We start from the raw sequence: 20,419 nt of genomic DNA, 5'->3' as shown, positions 1-20,419 counted from the left end.
GTAAAGTATAATTATCTACACAAATAGGGGGAAATATGTATAGTTTAAAAAATGATTATAGTGAAGGGGCACATCCTAAAATACTTGAGGCAATAGTAAAAACTAACCTAGAACAAAGTGAAGGTTATGGAAAAGACACTTACTGTGAAAAAGCGAGTGAATTAATTAAAGAAAAGTTAAAAAATGATAATGTAGATATACATTTTCTATGTGGAGGAACTCAAACTAATTTAACAGCTATCTCTGCATTTTTAAGACCTTATGAGGCAGTAATATCGGCTAATACTGGTCATATATTAGTACATGAAACAGGAGCAATAGAATCAACAGGACACAAGGTTATTTCTGTTGATTCTACAGATGGCAAATTAAAAAAAGAAGATATATTATCAGTACTTAAAGAACATACTGATGAGCATATGGTAAAGCCTAAACTTGTATATATATCTAATTCAACAGAAATAGGAACAATATATACTAAAAGCGAGCTAGAAGAATTAAGTTATGTTTGTAGAAAAAATAATTTATTATTATATATGGATGGTGCAAGACTAGGTTCTGCATTATGTGTTAAAGAAAATGATTTAACTTTAAGTGAGATTTCATATTTAACTGATGCATTTTACATAGGTGGAACTAAAAATGGAGCATTATTTGGAGAGGCTTTAGTTATATGTAAGGATTCATTAAAAGAAGAATTTAGATTTAATATAAAGCAAAAAGGTGCAATGATGGCTAAGAGTAGATTACTTGGGATACAGTTTTTAGAGTTATTTAAAGATGATTTATTCTTTGAAATAGGTAAGCATGAAAATGACATGGCAGATATATTAAAAAAAGAAATTAGTGAATTAGGATATAAATTTTTAGTAGATTCACCATCTAATCAATTATTCCCAATATTTAAAAATGAAATTATAGAAAAGCTAGAAGAAGATTATTCATTTAGTCTATGGAGTGAAATAGATGAAAATAGTTCATGTATAAGGCTCGTTACATCTTGGGCAACACAAAAAGAAAATGTTATAAAATTTATTGAAGATTTGAAAAAATATTCTATCTAATAAATACTTTAGTGCTATATCTAAAATTATATAAAGAGGATATAGCACTATTTGTATATTGAAAAGCTATAAAATCAAGATTATAGTCTATAGAAATAAAAATATGTTTGAATATGTAAAAAATGGTTATATAACTAATAATAAGGAATTATATTGATAAGACATAGAGGAGGTGAAGCTGTTATAATTTTTATAACAGTAATATCATGAAATTTAATAAATCAGTAGCCATAGGGCTAGGGGTAATTGTAATATGTGGAGCTGGATTAAGTTATTGGCTAATGAGAAATAGTGATGCCGTTTTATCACAAGAACAAGCGCAAGAAATAATACTACAAAAAGTACCAAATGGAAATATAGTAGAGATAGCCTATGAAAATGATGATACACCAAAATATAATTCAAAAGTATCTAAAGATAATGTAGTCTATGAAGTAGATGTAGATGCAAAAACTGGTGATATAGTTGAATATGAGCAAGAAATTATTCAAAATAATAATACAAATAATAAAACAAATAACAGTAGCGAAAAACTAATAAGTGAAAAAGAAGCTAAGGATATAATGTTAAAAAAAGTTCCTGATGCTACTATAAAAAGTATTCATTTAGATAAAGATCATGATGGTGATGAATATAAAGGAGTACTTGTAAAAGGTAATGAAAAATATGAAATAACTGTGAATGCTAAAACTAAAGAAGTAAAAGAATTTAGTCATGAGATGATAAGTAAAAGCGATAAAGAGTATGGACAATTAGAGATAAATGACTAAAATGAAAAGTGTAATTATTTAATAAGAAATTATTATATGATTACACTTTTCATTTTACTTTTATACATATAAAATATTGATGGTTATCATTATTATTATCAATTTTACTTATGAAAATAGTAATAATATAATATAGTTATAAATTAAACAATTGAAAAAATTAAAATGCTCTTTACAAAGGAGGAACTAATATGAAAGACATTGCTGTAATAGGGGCAGGAGTAGTAGGTTGTGCTATAGCTAGGGAATTATCAAAATACGACTTAGATGTAGCTATAATAGATAGGAATAAAGATGTAGCTGAAGGAATATCAAAAGCTAATAGTGGTATTATACATGGTGGATACAATGAGAAAAAAGGTACTTTAAAAGCTAAGTTAAATCTAAGAGGAAATGAAATGATGGATGATTTAGCTAATAAATTACAATTTCCTTTTAAAAGAAATGGAGCTTTAGTATTGGCTTTTAATGAAGAAGAATTAGAAAGTATAAAAAAATTAAAGTCTAATGGAGAAGAAATAGGAGTTAAGGGATTAGAAATTTTAGACAAAGAAAAAGTTTTAAGTATAGAAAAAAATATAAATAAAGATGTATTAGGGGCTTTACATGTAAAGACATCAGGTATAGTAAGCCCATATGAAATGGCTTTAGCTTTTGCTGAAAATGCAGTAGAAAATGGAGTTGATTTTATACTAGGAAAAGCTGTTGTAGATATAAAATTAGAAAATAATATATATAAAATACATTTAGAAGATGAAGAAGTAATAGAAAGTAAAATAGTTGTAAATGCATCAGGATTATGTGGTGCACATTTAAACAATCTAGTTAGTGAGATTAAATATGAAATAGAACCTGTAAAAGGAGAATACTGTTTATTTGATAAAGTTTCAGGTAACTTATGTGAAAAGACTCTATTTCAAGTTCCAAGTAAATTAAGTAAAGGTGTATTAGTAACTCCTACAGTAGATGGAAATCTATTAGTAGGTCCAAATGCTAAATATAATGATAATTTAGAAACTTCAAGAGAAGGTATAGATGAAATATTATATAAAAGCAAAAAAACTATAAAGGATATACCGGTAGATAGAATATTAAATACTTTTAGTGGATTAAGACCTAAAATAAATGGTGGAGATTTTATAATTGAAGAAGTTAAAGATTGTAAAAATTTTATAAATGTAATAGGTATAGATTCACCAGGATTAACAGCGGCACCAGCTATTGGTGAGTACGTAGTTGACATTATATCAGATATTATTAATTTAAAGGAAAAAGAAAACTTTAAAGAAATTAGAAAAAAAATGATTAGAATGTCAGAGTTAGGTATAGAAGAGAAAAATAAATTAATAGCTATAAATCCATCATATGGAAAGATGATATGTAAATGTGAGTTTGTTACAGAAGGGGAAATAATAGATGCTATAAAAAGACCATTAGGTGCAACAACTCTTGATGGAATAAAAAGAAGAACTCGTGCCATGATGGGTGGGTGCCAAGGAACAGGATGCATGATACCTATAAGTATGATATTAAGCAAAGAATTAGGAATAGATATAAGCGAAGTAAATAAAAATTCTAAATCTTCAATAGCTGTTGGATTTAAGGAGGATTAAGACTATGAGAGAATATGACTTAATTATAATTGGAGGAGGAGCTAGTGGTATAATATGCGCCATAGAAGCTTATAAAAAGGGAATAAAAAATATATTATTAATAGAAAAAGATAATGTATTGGGAGGAAGTTTAAATTTAAGTTATTATAATATAAGTAAACAAAGATATATAACAGGAAAAACTTACGAAAAGTTTTTACTAAAAGAACTTGAGAAATGTGAAATAGATATAAAACTAGATACAATGGTAATAAAGATAGAAGATGAAAATAAAGTACTTTGCACAAATCCAGCAAATGGTATAGAAAAGATAAAGGGAAAAAATATAATACTTGCAAATGGTGCTAAAGAAGGTTCAAGAAAAGCATTAGATATGGTAGGAGATAGATGTTCAGGAATACTTACTGTAGGTATGGCAAATAAAATACTTAATATGGGAAATATTGTACCAGGAAAAAATATACTTATATATGATAATAAAACACTATATATGATAAAAGATGAGTTAAAAAATAGAAATATAAATGTAGTTGGTATAATATCTAAAGATAGTGATGTAGATACTTATGGTTTAACTGATAAAGTATATAATAACTATGAAATAGATTCAATTTATGGAGAAGGAAGAATAGAGAGTGTTAAATTAGTCAAAGACGACAAAGAAGAAATAGTAAAATGTGATACATTAATATTTGCAAGACCTATGTTATCTGATGGTCTAGTTGCCATGAGAAGTAATATAAAATTAAATCCATCAACAACAGGACCAGAGGTTAATGATAAATTTATGACTTCTATGGATAATGTATATGCTTGTGGAAATGGTATATATATACATGAGTATATAGAAGATATAGAAGATGAATGTAAAAAACTTGTTGACAATCTTTTATAAAGTAAACTAATTAAAAAAACTATGAAATACATATATTACTATAAATTATGTATTTCATAGTTTTTTGTTTAAGGATATTATATTTAAGTTAAATATAAACATTATAGGATTATATAGTTTTTATCTCGTGAGCTGTAGAGTTATAAGTAAGTTGGTCTAAATTTTTATTAAATCTCTTTAAAAGCATAATTGATAATAATAATACTATTCCTTCAGAAGCTATTGTTGAAATCCATATTCCATTACCACCGAAGATTAAAATCATAATTATTAAAGATAAAGACACAGCAAAAAGACCTCTATTTAAAGATATTATACAAGCATCAGCAGTTCTTTCTAATGATGCTAAAAATCCTGATATAACCACATTGAAGCCTAGTAATAAGAAAGATACTGAAAAAATCTTAAAAGTGTTTTTTGTAAAATTAAATAAATTCATATCAGATTTATCTATAAACATAAGGACTATAAAATCATCAAATAACATACACCCTATAAATATTAAAATTGAACATACTAAAACAACCTTAAGTGAAAGGTGAAGTAAATATTTTATAGCATATTTGTCGTTAGTTCCATAATAATAACTACATAATGGCTGAATCCCTTGGGATATACCAAGCATAGTAGATAACACTAAAGTATTTATATAAGAAATAACACTATAACTTACTAAAGCATCTTCTCCTAAGAATTTAAGTATACACTGATTAAATAAAAGTATAACAATACCTATACTCAACTCTGTAGTACAATCTGAAAAACCTATTGTCATTATTCTTTTAAAGTAACTAAACTCAAATTTAAATTTACAAATTTTTAACTTAGAATTTTTACTAAAAAAATGGAACATAAAAAATATAAAAGAAAAAGCACGTGCAAGGCCAGTAGCAAGTGCAGCACCCTCAAGACCCCAGTTAAATTTTAAAACAAAAACATAGTCAAGAACTATATTTGTTATAGCAGATATTATAACTCCTATAGTAGATAAATGGGGATAACCATCTGTTTTGATTAATACTTCTAGTGCATAACTTACTATGTAAAACACGATAAATAAAATTATAATACTTAAATAATTTTTAGCCATAGGTAAAATCCCAGGTGTAGCACCTAAAAATAAGGCTATTTCATCTAAAAATAATAAACTAATTATAGTTATAATAAAAGATATTATAATTAGCCCTACTATTGTCATAGAAAAATAATTACTAGCATTTTTAGTATCATTGTTTCCAAGTTCCATAGATATAACGGCTGATGAGCCTATTGAAAATAAAACTGATAGAGCAAATATAAAGTTTGTATAAGGCATAGCTATATTAACAGCTGCAAGTGCATCTGGTCCGACTCCTTTACTAACAAACATTGCATCCACCATTACGTATAAAGCAGAAACCCACATGGAAGCAACAGAAGGAATTACATATTTAACAAATTTTTTATTTAAGCCTTTGTTATTGCTTTTTAATGCTATTGTAGACATAATATCAACTCCCTTCAAGAATAACTATAAACTATGGTATAATACACAGGTCAAATACTTTTTAATAAAAAAGATTGTTAAATCTAAGATTATTAATGTTGGATATAATTAAGTTATATCAATATATTCATAAGATTTGATTTGTTAAATTTATTTAATATAAATACATACATATAAGTATATTTATTATTTGTATTTTAGTGATACAAATAAATATTTTAGACAACTTATATTACAAAAGTGAGAGTAAGTGTCACATCATTGGCGAGACGAGAGAAGTGAATTTTTTTATAGGAGGAAAATCATGAAGCGCTATTATAAAATTGGAGAATTAGTAAAAACTTACAATATAGGAAGAGATGCTATCAAATATTATGAAGAACTTGAAATATTAAAGCCAACTAGAGATAAAAATGGATATAGATTATATAGTATAGATGATGTATGTAAACTAAATTTAATAAGAGAACTTAGAAATTTAAATATACCTATGAAAGAAATAAAAAAATATCTTGAAAAGAGAGATATAGAGTCTACTAAAAAAATGCTAAAAGAAGAAATGAACATAATTGAAAATAAAACAGAAATATTACTAAATCAAAAAAGAAATATTCAAAGTAGGCTAAATGTAATAGAACAAAGTATCAACAAAAATAATTTTGGAACATTAAAAGTGAAATATTATGATGAGCGAAAAGCATTAGTAGTTGGGGGAAATATAGATTGTAATGAAAGTGTAGATTATCTTATTCAAAAACTAAGAAAAGAGCTTGAAGATAATTTTTATATAATAGGAAACAACAATATAGGTTCTATATTTGATAGTAAAAGTATAGAAAAAGGAATAATAGATAAGTATAAGCATGTAATTGCTTTTTTAGAAGATGATAGTGAAATATTTAATTTTAGCCTGGAAAAAGGTGATTACATAAGTTGTACTTATAAAGGAAAATATGAAAATAATAGAAAATATTTAAAAGCTATGTATAACTATGCAAAAGAAAATGGCTATAAGATAGTAGGCGATCCTATAGAGATATATGATGTTGATATATATGAGACTAGTGATGAAGATGAGTTTATAACTAGTTTAGAAGTTAGAGTAGAGAAAATATTTAGCTAGATAAAATTCAATTTTATGTAAATAAAGACTACTTTCAATGTTTAACAGGGTTTTATTTTACATATTTAGGGTATATTTAATTTATATATATAAAATAAAATTTTATAACATTTCATTACATAAGGCTAAGGAGAGTAGATATGAGATAAGAAATAATAGACGTAGATGTTAGAAAGTACAAGACCGTAATTTGCCCATGTTGTGGGAAAAATGACAAAATAGAATTAGAAAAAGTTTATAAAGATGGTAACAATGATGATATATATAAGTATCTATGTGAATATTGTAATATTACATTTGATTTAAAAAAAGAAGACAGACTTTATAAAGAAGACTCTAATAAGAATGAGTGGAAGTATGTAATAGAAGAAATGGAATACATAATGGGAATAAAAATGTAAATAATATAAATATTAGATAAAATTTGTACAATTCAAACGATGGTTTGTGTTGTACAAATTTCATCTAAATAATTAGGTATATATTAATACCTAATTATTTATTATAAAAAATGCAAATAAGAAACAAAAATAGTTAAAAAATCACCTAGATAATATTCTAGATGATTTTTCTATTAATCTTCTGTTACGATACCTTTTCCATTACAAACAGGACAAGTGTGAGTAGCAGATCCACCACATGCATAACAATCATCATCAGCAGCTCTTCTTCCACATTCTCCAGTACAGTCACATTCAACTACTTTCTTTCCACCACACTCAGGACAAGAAACATAACCTCTTGGCATATTAATTTACCCTCTTATTTATAATATAAAAGCTTATTTAATCTGATTATAGTTTAATATAGAATCTATTGTAAATATTATAAAAAAAATGAAACAAGAAAAAATAAATATACATTATTCCTATGATTATTAAATAATCAAATAATGGTAAAGCTAAGGAGTAATAAAATGTTTGAGAAAAAAGGATTTAACATGGAGTTTCCAGGAGGGATAAAAATAAAAGATGTAGCTACAAAAATAGGTGGGATACTAAGGGGAGAAGAAGGTTCAGAACTAGGTAGACAAATTGATGAAGTAACTAAGAATATAACAATAAAATTTGAACCTAATTCTGATGATAAGGACAACTTTAAAATTTGGTAACAGTAAGGTAGATGTGGTAAATAAAAGCCATATCTACTTTTTTAATTGTAAGGAAATTATATATTATCTGTTCTGTGGATAACGTATAATTTCTAACTTTGTTACTTGTGCAAGGTCGTTGCCTGAAATTGCATGTCGCCCACGCAGTGGCTTAAAGTGGTAACGAGGATATATCGTTGACGATATGCTTCTCAATTTTGGCGATATGAAGTGTTTCGCCGACACGTCGCTCAAGCGAAGAGAATTTTACTTGTTGCAGTAAGTTTTAGTACTATTTATCTAAAAGTTGAATCGTATATCCATCAGGATCATTTACAAAGAAAAATCTTATACCTGGCATAGGAGCTATTGGACCTACAACAGGTATATTTTTTGATTTTATTTTTTCAACTAAATCATCTAGTTGTTTAAAAGCAATACCGATAGAAACACTATTACCTAAGTTTTCCCTAGATACAGTTGAGATAGGTATTAGCTCGATTTTAGCATCATCATCTTAACCAAGCATGACTATTTGGTGATTTACACCCTCAATGACTTCAGCTATTTTCATTCCTAACAAATCTTTATAAAACTTTAAGCTATTATATAGATTAGTTACTTGTATAGTAGTCCACTGGAATTTCATATGTACCTCCTAAAAATTTTTATATTTAATTATGCATTTTAAAACATAAATATTAAAGCATATGAGAGATTTCATAAAACTAGTAATATATTATATGTCAAATACTTATCTTGATTGTTCAATAACATATTTCATATTATCAGTTTTATAATAAGATACAAAGTATTCTATAGGAAACTCAACCCCATTTTTTTGTCCATAAGTAGTTGTATTAAATAATAGAAGAGGATGCCCATCCTCCACGTCTAGCAATTCACTAATTTCATCTCTAGATGAAGCAGCCTCAATAACTTGAGTAGCTCTAGTAATTTTTATATTATAGAAATTCTCCAATACATTATATAAAGAATTACCTGCGAAGTCGAAACATTCAATATTTGAAAATTGACTATAAGGAAGATATGCTTTAGTTAAGCATAGAGGCTTTTCATCAGCATAATAGACCCTTTCTAAGACAAAAATATTTTCATTTTCTAATAAATCAAGCTTTTCACAAATTTCATAACTACCTTTTTCTACAGTTGTTTTAAGTAGTTTTCTAGAAGGTTTTTTACCTTGATTAGTAATTTCTTCTGTATAACTATGCACTGTATTAAGATTTTGTTTTGAAGTATTTTTATTTACAAAACTACCTTTACCAGAAACCTTATATACATACCCTTCTTTAACAAGTTCCTCAATTGCTCTTCTAACAGTTATTCTACTAACATTATAAGAATCAACAAGCTCTCTTTCTGAAGGTAATGGCTGGTGAGGAGCTAGTTCGTTATTGTTAATCTTTTTTATAATATCACTTTTAATAATATAGTATTTTGGTAATACCCTATCCATAATTTTACCTCTTTTATATTGTATTTATATAATTTTATTATATCAAGATACAATAATTATGTCTAATATAAGGCTATATATAGTAATAGTATTTAATTTAAGTAAAAAAATATGTAATTAGTGTGTTTTTTATAAAAATATGTTGACATAAAAACGTTACTTTAATATAATTAGAGTACAATTATATATAACAAGTTGTTATATTGATAGTACGAAATATAATATAATATGGATAATATAGTATAAAAATAGGAGGGAATATGGTAAATAAGATAGCAGGAGCAATATATGGCATGGCATTAGGAGATGCAATGGGAATGCCACCAGAGTTATGGAGTAGAAAAAAAACAAAAGAGTTTTTTGGAGAAATAAAAGAATTTTTAGATGGACCAAAGGAAAATGATGTAGCATGCAATTATACAAAAGGTCAATTTACAGATGACACAGCTCAAGCACTAGTTATAATTGATTCTTTAGTGGATACAAATTTTATTCCTAGTCAACTTGATATAGCAACTAAACTATTAGAGTGGGCAGATAGAGAAAATGCTTTTGAAAATAATATATTAGGACCTACATCTAAAGCAGCATTGAATGGTTTTAGAGAAAATAAAGATACAAAATCTATTACAGATGCAGCACAAAGTAACGGTTCTGCCATGAGAATAGCTCCAATAGGATGTTTATTTCCATCAGACAAGAAAAAGGAATTAGTTGACTATGTTTATGAAATATCAAGAACTACGCATAGTAGTGATATTTCTATAGCAGGTGCAGCAATGATTGCTATGGCAGTAAGCTCATCTATAGAAAATGATGATTTTGATAAAGTAATGGAAGATGTATATGAAATAGAAGAGTATGCTCTAAGTTTAGGGTGTGAAACTATTAATCCATCAATAGCAGCTAGAATAAAACTAGGTGTTGAGTTAGCTAATAAACATGAAGGTAATGATGAGGAATTTTTAGAGAACATATACAACATAATAGGTGCAGGAGTAATAATAAGTGAGTCAGTACCAGCGGCATTAAGTATAGCTTATTATGCAAAAGATCCTAATAAATGTAGCATATTATGTGCTAATTTAGGTGGAGATACAGATACAATAGGAGCAATGGCTTGTGCTATATGTGGAGCATTTACTGGTTTTGATAAAATAAATAAGGAATATGTGGCTGACTTAGATAAGAATAATGATATAAACCTACAAAAGTATGTGGACATTTTATTAGAAAGAAGGGAAGCATAAATGAAAACATTGGTGCTAGGGGCAGCAATAGTAGATAAAATAATGAATGTTAATATGCTACCAAAAAGTGGAGACGATATTGTTGCATCTAAGGAAATTACAACAGTAGGTGGATGTGCTTACAATGTAGCTAATATACTTAATAATTTAGAAGTAGCTCATGATTTAGTAGTTCCTGTAGGATGTGGTATGTATGGTCATACCATAGAAAAAGATCTTTTAAATAATGGATATGAAATTTTTATAAAAGATGAAAATACTGATAATGGATATTGTTTATGTTTAGTAGAAAATAGCGGCGAGCGAACTTTTATAACAGTGCAGGGAACTGAATGTGAATTTAAAAAAGAATGGCTAGATAAACTAGATACAAATAAATATAACAAAGTATATATATCAGGATATGAATTAGAAGGGAAAAGTGGAGCAGCAATAGCAGAGTTTCTGGAAAGAAATACACATATGGAAATATATTTTGCTCCAGGACCAAGAATTTCATACTTAGATAAAGATATTATGAATAGAATTTATAATTTATCTCCTATAATTCATTTAAATGATAAAGAAGCTAGTGAATACACTAATAAAAGTGATTTACATCAAGTTATAGAAGAAATACATGAAAGAAACAATAATAGTGTGTTTATTACCTTAGGTCCTAAGGGAGTATTATACAAAGAAAAAAATAATGATCCTATTATAGTAGAAGGATATAAGGCACAAGTAATAGATACAATTGGAGCAGGAGATAGTCATATTGCAGGAATTATAGGTGCAAAATCAATGGCATATGACAATATATCAGTTTGTAAAATTGCAAACAAAATAGCATCTAAAGTAGTATCAACAAAAGGACCAAAATTAGAAAATAAGATAAATATAGAGGAGATATAAGATGGAAGTTTCACAAAACAAAAAAATGTTTTTAAACGACTGGACTATGTTTGAAAAAATGTGGTTAATAATATCAACAATTACGATGATAGTATTAAGTATTATATGGAAAGATTCTGCGATGGCTTTAATAAGTGGAGTTACAGGAATTATAGGAGTTGTATTATGTGCAAAAGGTAAAGTATCAACTTATGTATTTGCAACAGTAAATGTAGCACTTTATGCAATAATATGTTATCAAAATGCTTTATACGGTGAAGTAATGTTAAATGCACTTTATTTTATTCCAATGAATATTATAGGATTCTTCCTATGGAACAAGAGAAAAGATGATGAGGGAAATGTTGAAGCTAAAGCATTAACAAAAAATCAAGTAATAATATTATTTGTAGGTTTAGGAATAGCTATATTCTTATATTATCAATTATTAAAATCTCTAGGTGGAAATCTTCAACTTGTAGATTCAATAACTACAGTTACATCAGTTGTTGCCTTAATATTACAAGTAATGAGATATAAAGAGCAATGGTTAGTATGGATACTTGTTAATCTTGTTTCTATAGTAATGTGGGTAATGTTATTAAATACTCCAGAAGGTAGCGTTACGATGATAGTAATGTGGGCTGCATACTTAATAAATTCTATATATGGATATGTAAACTGGAGTAAACTAAGTAAAAAAGAAGCTTAATATTGTATAATAATATTTAATTAAAAAGTTTATAGCAGTTTTAGTGATAAAAAATATATAAAAACTAAGTAAATGAGATAGCTACTATGAGATTATTAACATAGTAGCTTTATTTTTACCAAGAACATTTTTACTATGGAAAATATTGATATATATTTTTTTATGCTATAATTTGATACAATGTAAATAAATATTACTTATTGAAGAGAAAATGTTATGGAAGAAACAACAAATATATTACACTGGACTTTTGTAAGTGAATGTCCAATACCAGAAGATGTAGAAGAGGTATTAGTACCTGGAGAAATAGCTGTTGCAGCATACAAAACATTTAGGGATAGTGCAATTTTTACCAACAAAAGATTAATAGTAAGAGATGCACAAGGATTAACGGGTAAAAAAGTAGAGATCTATTCTTTACCATATTCATCAATAAACATGAGGTCAACTGAAAATTCAGGGAAACTATTTGATTTAAATGCAGAAGTTGAATTATGGACAAGAGCGGTCATATAAAAATAAATCTACAAAAAGGTGTAGATATTAGAAAATTTGATAGATTAATAGCTCAAGCAGTATTTAAATAGAAAAAATCTGAAACAAAGTCAAGTCATCATATTAGTATCAGCAATACTTCCAGCAATTAACTCATCAAAAACTTCTCCACTTGAAGCTATAAGAAATAGTGAAAATTTAAAATTAGGAAAAGTAAAAAATTCTAAAATAGTTAAGCTATTGTTTAAAACTGAAGGAGTTCTTGCATACAAAAACCTTAGAAGAAATAAAAAGAAATTTAGAATAACTTTATTTTCTTTAGTGATTAGCGTAGTTATATTTATATCGTTTAGTGGATTTATTGATTTATTTGAAAAAGCTAACCAGGTAAACATAGGAGAGATAAACTACGACATGAGATTGTGGTATAGCGGAATGAGAGAGAAAAATGGCATAGTTAAAGAATTAAATAATATAGATGGAATAAACAAATTAAGTGCAATAAATTCTTATGGTGTAGAAACATATATAAATGAAAGTGATATAAATAAAGAATATAAGGATTTAATAGATAAACGTTTCTCAAAAGAAAATAAAGACGGAAAAATCGTATATAATTTTAAATCAAATGGTATTGATTTTGCAGGAGACAGAGTTATAAAAGAATTAGAATTAAAAACAGGTAGCTTTGACAAAGAAAGTGCTATAAAAGAAAATAGAATAATACTTCGAAATAAAAGTGACAATAGCTCTAGCAGAAAACAAAGTGAGATCTCATTAACAAATTATAAAGTAGAAGATACAATAAATATTTGTAAGGTATATAGAGACAAAAATGATAAGGAAGTAAGAGAGCCTATTAAGCTAAAAGTACTAGCTACCACTGAAGATTTTCTTCTGGATACAGATAGTCTACTTATATTGATATATCTTGAAAGCTTATTATATGGAGTATTAGCTTTATTATACGGAATTCCTATAGTGCTTTTAATAGATGTATATATGAATGAAGTTCTTGGAGATGCTATAGAAATAGGTATGGTACTTCCTATAAAGGCAGTTTTAATATCTATTGTAGGTGTATTTGTCATTACCTTTGTATCGGCCTATATTCCTATGAAAAAAATAAACAAAGAAAATACAATTGAAAATATAAGACAAGAAAGTATATAGGGGGATGAGTATGAGTAAATTATTTTCAAAGAGAAAAATATTATGGTCAGTAATAAGCATTTCATCTTTATTAATAATAGGATGCAGTTCTACTAAGTCAGTAGATTTAAATATACTTGCAACGACTGACTTACATGGAATAATACCTAATGAAATGGTTTCTTATATAGAAAAACAAAAGAAGGAAAATCCAGATACTGTAGTAATAGATGCAGGGGATTTTCTAGATTCTGGATTTGGAACATCTGGAGATATGTTAAAATATTATGACCAAATGAGTAAAAACTATAAAAATAACAATGCAGATTATATAGAAATTCCTTTAGCAAAAGAAATGAAAGAAGCTGGATTTGACACAGTAACTCTTGGAAATCATGAGTTTGTGTCAAATGACAAGACCAGCTTAGATAATATGATATCAGACTTTGAAAAGCAAGGAATAAGTGTATTATCAGCAAATACATATAAGAAAAATGGAGAAAGTTATACAAAACCATACGTTATAAAAGAAATTAAAACACCAGAAGGTAATATAAAGCTAGGTATATTAGGTCTTACTCTAAAAGAAGTAGGAGAATCTAAAGAATGGGATGGAGAAAAGCTAGTAAAAGCTAAATCTTTAGAGTTAAAAGATCAAAAGGGATACAATGGAGAACTTTATATGAATGATTTAGTAGAAGATGCTAATAAATGGGTAAAAGTTATGAAGGAAAAAGACCATGCAGATATTATAATAGCAATAACTCATAGTGGTGAAAGACCTAAAAAACCAAAACACCCAGGAAATAGAATACAAGACTTAGCTCAAAATGTATCTGGAATAGATGTAATAGTTGCTGGGCACAACCATGTTCAAATAAAACAACATGACTATAAAAACAAAGATGGACAAACTGTTATAGTAACAGAACCAGGAAAACACGGTGAGTGTATTTCAAAAATTGATATAAAATTAAAAAAAGATAAAAATGGATGGGATGTAATAAATAAGTCTAGTGATATAGTTCAGTTTAAAAATGTTAAAAAGAACTTAGATATGCTATGTAACAATCATGGAATGTTTTATAGTGAAACTAGTTTTCTACTAGATAAAGGTAAAGAAGGTAAAGTTATAAGTCTTAAGGATGAGATACCTTTTAAATGGGATAAAATGTATATATTTAAACCAGGTACTCCTAGAGATGAAATATACAAAAAGGCAGGATATAAGTTTTTAAATATTGCTGAAAGTGATGATATGTATCAGTTTATAATTATGGATAAAGAAAAAGTGATTTGCTATTCAAATGCTATAGGAAGTGATGTTCCAACTACATTAAAATTTGATAATGCCGATTTTAAGGATAATTGTTTAACTATAATACCTGGAGAAAATGATTATTTTAAAGTTTCAAAAGGTGAAAAAGAAAAGTATATTGACCGTTATAAAGTTATATTAAATTATGAGAAAAAGGAAAATTAAAAAAAGATATAAATTTAAATTTTTAAACAAAAAAGTGTATTTAGCAAAAATTCATCAATTTTACTAAATACACTTTTTGTTTACTAAATAATATAAAAATCCCTATGGACATGCCAAGTAAATGAAAGTAATTTCTAAAATTTAGAAAAAGTACATCTAATAAATCTTTATTTTATAGAAAATCTGAAAAATATTTAAAATTTCTTTCAAAATCTTTCAAAAATGTTGCGATTGAATTAATATCTATATACACTTATAGTATAGAATTAAATAAATAAAATGATTTAAGAATTTAATAGCTTGACTACCTAATGAAAAGGAGACGGATGGTATGGAATATTCTGATAATACTGTTTTGAAAAATCTAAAGTCAAGATATGATAAATTTACTAATGTAGAAAGAACTATAGCCAATTTTTTTATAAATAATAGAGAAATACAAAAGCTTTCATCTAAAGCAGTATCAGAAAAGCTATTTGTGTCAGAAGCTTCTTTATCTAGGTTTGCGAAAAAATGTGGATATAAAGGTTTTAGAGAATTCATATTTGAATATGAGAAAAATATTAGTAAATACAATAGAGAAGAAATTTCTAATTTAGTTATTAATACATATCAAGATTTATTAGATAGTTGTCATATGATGATAAATCAAAATCAAATGAAAGAAGTTGCTCACCTATTAACAACATCTAAGAGGGTTTGCGTTTTCGGAATGGGAAGTTCTGGGATTGCAGCTGAAGAAGTTCATCTAAGGTTTATGAGGTTAGGGTTAAATATTGAAGCTGTATATGATTCACATAGAATAAAAATGTTATCTTCACTTGCTAATGAGGAAAGCGTTATTATAGCTATATCGTTAAGTGGTACAACAAAAGAAATTCTTCAAGGAATAGGGATAGCAAAGGCTAATGGAGCTAAAATTATTATGATCACTTCAAATAATTCTTTCCATTTATCGAGTTTTTGCGATGAAGTTATATTAATTCCAACTATAAATGCACTAGAAGCTGGAGATTGCATATCACCTCAATTTCCTATTTTAGTAATGATAGATATACTATATACCTATTTTATAAAAATAGAGAGTTATTATCAAAAAAAGGTAAATACTTTAAATGCATTATTTAAGTATGATGAAGAAAATATTTTAATCTAATTTGGTTTTACTAGGTAGAAAATACCTTGATAAAATAAAAAATTCGCTTTAATTTAGATGAATCTAAGCGAAACATTTTAAGTTATTCATAAGATAGAAAATTTATATTTTCTTATAATTAAAAAAGAGGGGATGATATTATGAAGAAAAAAAAGCTATTAAGCTTGCTTGTAACTTCAATGCTAACGCTAAACCTAGTTGGATGTGCTAGTACAGGCGGAAAAGAAGAAAAATCACAGGGGGAAAATTCAACAAAGCAAGAAGCAGCAGCAAACACTCTTTATGCAAATGGAGGACCTGAAGAATTTTTCGAAGCGCCGTGGTTAAATCCAGGTACTTTCGTTTACAACAAAGTTTTATATGATAGGTTAATATTTGCAGATGAAAAATTAGACCCAATACCAGGGGAAGGTCAATTAGCTAAATCTTATGAAATGTCAGAAGATGGAAAAAACCTTAAGTTTGTATTAAGAGATAATATATTCTGGCATGATGGAGAGCCTATAACAGCAGAAGATATAAAATGGAGTATAGAATACAGTTTAAAGACGACAGTTTTAAACAATGTATTTGGAAATACTTTTAAATCTATAGAAGGAGCAACTGATTACATAGATGGAAAGGCAGATGAAATATCTGGTATTGTAATAGATGGAAATAATATAGAAATAAAATTTGAAAAGCTAGCACCAGATGCTCTACTTACATTTACACAATTTGCACCACTTCCTAAAAAGCATCTTGAAAATGTTGATCCTGTTAAGTTTCAACAATCAGAATTCTTTAGAAATCCAATAGGTTCTGGGCCATTTAAAGTAGATGAAGTAAAAATGGGTAATTACACAACCTTAGCTGGATTTGATAAGTATTGGGATGGTAAACCAGCATTTAATATGCACTTAAATCCAAGTCCTGGAGACAGTGATCCAAACTTAGTAACAAATGCTAAAGCTGGACTTCTTGACTACTCATACACTAAAAATATAGCAGATGTTAAAGCACTTGAAGGTACTAAAGGTATCAATATGGATACTGTAGATGTTAGATATACAAGATTATTCTTTGCAAATAAGTTTAAGAAAAAAGATGGATCAGCTGCACCATTAGCAGATAAGAGAGTTCGTCAAGCTATAATGTATGCTTTAGATATGGATAAAATACTTGATGGTATATTTGAGGGTGCAGCACTACCTGCAAATAGTTTAACTCCAAATGGACCTGATAAAGTTGATGGATTAAATAATTATGAGTATAATCCAGAAAAAGCTAAAGAATTATTAAAAGAAGCTAACTGGGATCCAAACACAGTTTTAGATGTAGTTTATTATTATACAGATCAACAAACAGTTGATTTAATGGCAATAATACAAAACTACTTATCTCAAGTTGGAATAAAAATGGAATTTAGATTAGTTGAAGGTGATTTAGCTTCATTATTATGGGCATTACCAGAAGATCCTGTAAATGGACCTTCAGCAGTTGATTTTGATTTATGTTATGCTGCAACTGCTGCACTTTCAATGCATGAGTACTATGATAGATATCAAACAGGTGCTGAACTAAACTCACATACACCAGGAACACCTGAATTAGATAAATTAATAGAAAATACAAAAACAATAGATCCAGAAGAAAAGAGAAAAGCATTCTTTGAATTACAAAAATATGAAAATGAAGAATTATTCGTAATGCCTTTATATTACCAACCAATATTTGTTATGACAAGCGATAAGATAAAAGGTATGCCTGAAACATTTGGTAACCCACAATTTAATTATAAGTGGGATATTCACAAATGGACATTAGCTGAGTAATAAACAGAGGGGGTGTATAATTTTAATTATACATCCCTTTTATTATAAGGAGGTAGTAAATGCTAAAATACATATTAAAAAAAGTGCTTGGAATGATTCCAATGTTATTAATAATAACATTTATTATTTATTTTTTACTAGATTTAACTCCAGGAGACCCAGTATCTCATTTAATGGATCCAGAATCTTTAGCAAGATTATCACCAGAACAATTAAATGCACTTAGAGAAGCTTATGGTTTAAATGATGGTTTTGTAATTAGATATTTTAAATGGTTAATACAATTACTACAAGGCAATTTTGGATATAGCTCAAGTAGTGGTGTAGCAGTTATAGATATTATAAAAGATACACTACCAGCAACTTTAGAATTATCAGTTGCAGCACTTTTAATTTCTACAGTTTTAGGTAGTATCTTAGGAGTAATAGGCGCTATAAAACGTGGTTCTATAGGAGATAATGTTATGACAGTTGCAGGTATGATAGGAGTATCTATACCACAATTTTTCTTTGGTATGGTAACTATATTAATATTTGCATTAAATTTAGAATGGCTTCCAGTAGGAGGTAGAACAGCACCAGGTCTTGAAAGTTTTATTGATAGAATAGAGTATTTAATATTACCTGCTACAGTACTAGGGTTATCGCTTACAGCAGGAGTTATGCGTTATGCAAGAACTAGTATGTTAAATACTATGAATAAAGAATATATAAAAACAGCTAGAAGTAAAGGAATTCCAGAATGGAGAGTTAACTTAGTTCATGGATTTAGGGTTTCACTAACACCGGTTATAGTTTTAATAGGTTTTAGATTGCCTACACTAATAGCAGGTTCTGTAGTTATAGAGTCAATATTTCAGTGGCCAGGAGTTGGAAATGTATTTAACACTGCAATAAGATCAGCAAATTATAACTTAGTCATGGTTGTAGCACTTATGTTTGTAACTATGGTTTTAATAGCAAGTACATTAGTTGATATACTTACTGCTGTTTTAGACCCTAGAGTAAAACTTGAGAAATAGGGAGGATATTATGATTACTTTATCACCTAAAAAAAGATTAAATAATAAATTTGATAAAATTAAAGAAAGAGAAGAGAATAAAACTTTTAAAAAACAAAAAAGTAGAGTAGTAAGTAAGTTAATTTCAAATAAACTTACGACGATAGGGATTGCAGTATTTTTACTTATATTACTTGCTTGTATATTTGCACCATTATTAACACCGCATGACCCGTTAGCTGTTGATATGTCAAATATACTTAAGCCACCATCTAGTGAACATATACTAGGAACAGATAAAATAGGTAGAGATATATTTTCAAGAATATTATATGGTGGAAGATTATCTATATTAATAGGATTTGGTAGTGCATTAGGTTGTGCAGTAATAGGAGTATTGCTAGGATGCTATAGTGGATATAAGGGTGGACTAATAGACAAAATATTAGTTAGAATATCTGAAATATTTATGTCATTCCCACAATTAATATTAGTGTTAATGTTAGTTTCAATAATAGGCCAAAGTGCTTTTAATATAATAATAATATTTATTATTTGTGGTTGGGGAAGCGTATTTAGAATGGCAAGATCACAAATATTATCTATCAGGGAAGAAGAGTATGTACAGTCATTAAAAGTATTTGGACTTAATGATTTTGTTATATGCTATAAGCATATGCTACCAAATATCATAGGACCAATATCAGTAAATATAACTTTAAGTACTGCAATGTTTATACTAGAAGAAGCAGCGCTTAGTTTCTTAGGACTTGGTGTACCTCTTGAAATACCAACATGGGGTAATATATTAAATGCATCACAAGATTTATTTACACTTCAAAATAATTGGTGGATGTGGTTACCTGTTGGGATAGTTATATCACTATTTGTTATGAGTATAAACTTTGTAGGAGATGGTTTAAGAGATTCTACAGATCCAACAAGTGTTGAATAGGGGGAAA

The 20,419-nt window shown here is 27.6% G+C and carries 19 protein-coding genes and 1 pseudogene; 16 read left to right on the top strand and 4 right to left on the bottom strand.

Annotated elements, in window-relative coordinates; translation table 11 throughout:
• Positions 1-35 precede the first annotated feature (35 nt).
• From I2H23_RS09395 to I2H23_RS09380, 4 genes are all read left to right on the top strand, one after another.
• The gene (locus I2H23_RS09395) at positions 36-1,064 is read left to right on the top strand and encodes a threonine aldolase family protein (protein ID WP_195581548.1); all 1,029 of its coding nucleotides are present in this window, start codon (positions 36-38) and stop codon (positions 1,062-1,064) included.
• Between the two features lie 206 nt (positions 1,065-1,270).
• Positions 1,271-1,834 (top strand): PepSY domain-containing protein, encoded by a 564-nt coding sequence (locus I2H23_RS09390; RefSeq protein ID WP_092925483.1) that lies wholly within the window; start codon positions 1,271-1,273, stop codon positions 1,832-1,834.
• Between the two features lie 191 nt (positions 1,835-2,025).
• Complete coding sequence (locus I2H23_RS09385) at positions 2,026-3,447, top strand: NAD(P)/FAD-dependent oxidoreductase (RefSeq protein WP_195238146.1); 1,422 nt, start codon at positions 2,026-2,028, stop codon at positions 3,445-3,447.
• 4 nt (positions 3,448-3,451) lie between these two features.
• A complete protein-coding gene (locus I2H23_RS09380; RefSeq protein ID WP_195581547.1) occupies positions 3,452-4,342 on the top strand; it encodes an FAD-dependent oxidoreductase in 891 nt (296 codons plus the stop codon).
• Between the two features lie 109 nt (positions 4,343-4,451).
• Here the strand turns inward: I2H23_RS09380 and I2H23_RS09375 are convergent, their stop codons facing one another.
• Positions 4,452-5,828, bottom strand: coding sequence for an MATE family efflux transporter (locus I2H23_RS09375; protein ID WP_195581546.1), 1,377 nt, complete (start codon positions 5,826-5,828; stop codon positions 4,452-4,454).
• Positions 5,829-6,132: 304 nt separating this feature from the next.
• On the opposite strand from I2H23_RS09375, the gene I2H23_RS09370 reads away from it, so the two are divergent.
• The gene (locus I2H23_RS09370) at positions 6,133-6,951 is read left to right on the top strand and encodes a MerR family transcriptional regulator (protein WP_195581545.1); all 819 of its coding nucleotides are present in this window, start codon (positions 6,133-6,135) and stop codon (positions 6,949-6,951) included.
• A 574-nt stretch (positions 6,952-7,525) separates the two neighbouring features.
• Here I2H23_RS09370 and I2H23_RS09365 read toward each other — a convergent pair.
• Entirely contained in the window at positions 7,526-7,699 is a 174-nt protein-coding gene (locus I2H23_RS09365) for an ankyrin (protein ID WP_195581544.1), read from the bottom strand.
• Positions 7,700-7,867: 168 nt separating this feature from the next.
• Between I2H23_RS09365 and I2H23_RS09360 the strand changes: the two genes are divergently transcribed.
• Complete coding sequence (locus I2H23_RS09360; protein ID WP_195581543.1) at positions 7,868-8,062, top strand: hypothetical protein; 195 nt, start codon at positions 7,868-7,870, stop codon at positions 8,060-8,062.
• A gap of 271 nt (positions 8,063-8,333) precedes the next feature.
• Here the strand turns inward: I2H23_RS09360 and I2H23_RS15600 are convergent.
• Both I2H23_RS15600 and I2H23_RS09350 read right to left on the bottom strand, forming a co-directional pair.
• Positions 8,334-8,690 (bottom strand): annotated as a pseudogene (locus tag I2H23_RS15600) (VOC family protein).
• Between the two features lie 105 nt (positions 8,691-8,795).
• Complete coding sequence (locus tag I2H23_RS09350; RefSeq protein WP_195581541.1) at positions 8,796-9,521, bottom strand: GntR family transcriptional regulator; 726 nt, start codon at positions 9,519-9,521, stop codon at positions 8,796-8,798.
• Between the two features lie 260 nt (positions 9,522-9,781).
• Here I2H23_RS09350 and I2H23_RS09345 point away from each other — a divergent pair, with 260 nt between their 5' ends.
• The 10 genes from I2H23_RS09345 to I2H23_RS09300 all read left to right on the top strand — a co-directional run bounded on the left by I2H23_RS09345 (position 9,782) and on the right by I2H23_RS09300 (position 20,412).
• Positions 9,782-10,771, top strand: coding sequence for an ADP-ribosylglycohydrolase family protein (locus tag I2H23_RS09345; RefSeq protein ID WP_195581540.1), 990 nt, complete (start codon positions 9,782-9,784; stop codon positions 10,769-10,771).
• Entirely contained in the window at positions 10,772-11,665 is an 894-nt protein-coding gene (locus I2H23_RS09340) for a PfkB family carbohydrate kinase (protein ID WP_195581539.1), read from the top strand.
• A 1-nt stretch (position 11,666) separates the two neighbouring features.
• The gene (gene pnuC, locus I2H23_RS09335) at positions 11,667-12,356 is read left to right on the top strand and encodes a nicotinamide riboside transporter PnuC (protein ID WP_195581538.1); all 690 of its coding nucleotides are present in this window, start codon (positions 11,667-11,669) and stop codon (positions 12,354-12,356) included.
• Positions 12,357-12,572: 216 nt separating this feature from the next.
• Positions 12,573-12,872: a PH domain-containing protein gene (locus I2H23_RS09330; RefSeq protein ID WP_330615407.1), complete on the top strand. Its 300-nt coding sequence runs from the start codon at positions 12,573-12,575 to the stop codon at positions 12,870-12,872.
• Positions 12,873-13,091: 219 nt separating this feature from the next.
• Entirely contained in the window at positions 13,092-14,024 is a 933-nt protein-coding gene (locus I2H23_RS09325) for an ABC transporter permease (protein ID WP_195581537.1), read from the top strand.
• A gap of 10 nt (positions 14,025-14,034) precedes the next feature.
• Positions 14,035-15,486: a metallophosphoesterase gene (locus I2H23_RS09320; protein ID WP_243248271.1), complete on the top strand. Its 1,452-nt coding sequence runs from the start codon at positions 14,035-14,037 to the stop codon at positions 15,484-15,486.
• A gap of 331 nt (positions 15,487-15,817) precedes the next feature.
• Positions 15,818-16,642 carry a MurR/RpiR family transcriptional regulator gene (locus I2H23_RS09315; protein WP_092925519.1) on the top strand — a complete coding sequence of 275 codons (825 nt, stop codon included), beginning with the start codon at positions 15,818-15,820 and terminating at the stop codon, positions 16,640-16,642.
• A gap of 140 nt (positions 16,643-16,782) precedes the next feature.
• Entirely contained in the window at positions 16,783-18,456 is a 1,674-nt protein-coding gene (locus I2H23_RS09310) for an ABC transporter substrate-binding protein (RefSeq protein ID WP_092925521.1), read from the top strand.
• Between the two features lie 59 nt (positions 18,457-18,515).
• Positions 18,516-19,478, top strand: a complete 963-nt coding sequence (locus I2H23_RS09305; RefSeq protein WP_166505530.1) for an ABC transporter permease — start codon at positions 18,516-18,518, stop codon at positions 19,476-19,478.
• Between the two features lie 10 nt (positions 19,479-19,488).
• Entirely contained in the window at positions 19,489-20,412 is a 924-nt protein-coding gene (locus tag I2H23_RS09300) for an ABC transporter permease (RefSeq protein ID WP_092925525.1), read from the top strand.
• Positions 20,413-20,419: the final 7 nt, after the last annotated feature.

Origin of the sequence: Romboutsia sp. BSD2780061687b_171204_C1 (genome assembly GCF_015560225.1) — a bacterium.
GTDB lineage: Bacteria > Bacillota > Clostridia > Peptostreptococcales > Peptostreptococcaceae > Romboutsia_C > Romboutsia_C hominis.
Note: the sequence above shows the minus strand (reverse complement) of the source record. Positions and strands in the feature narration are given on the sequence as shown.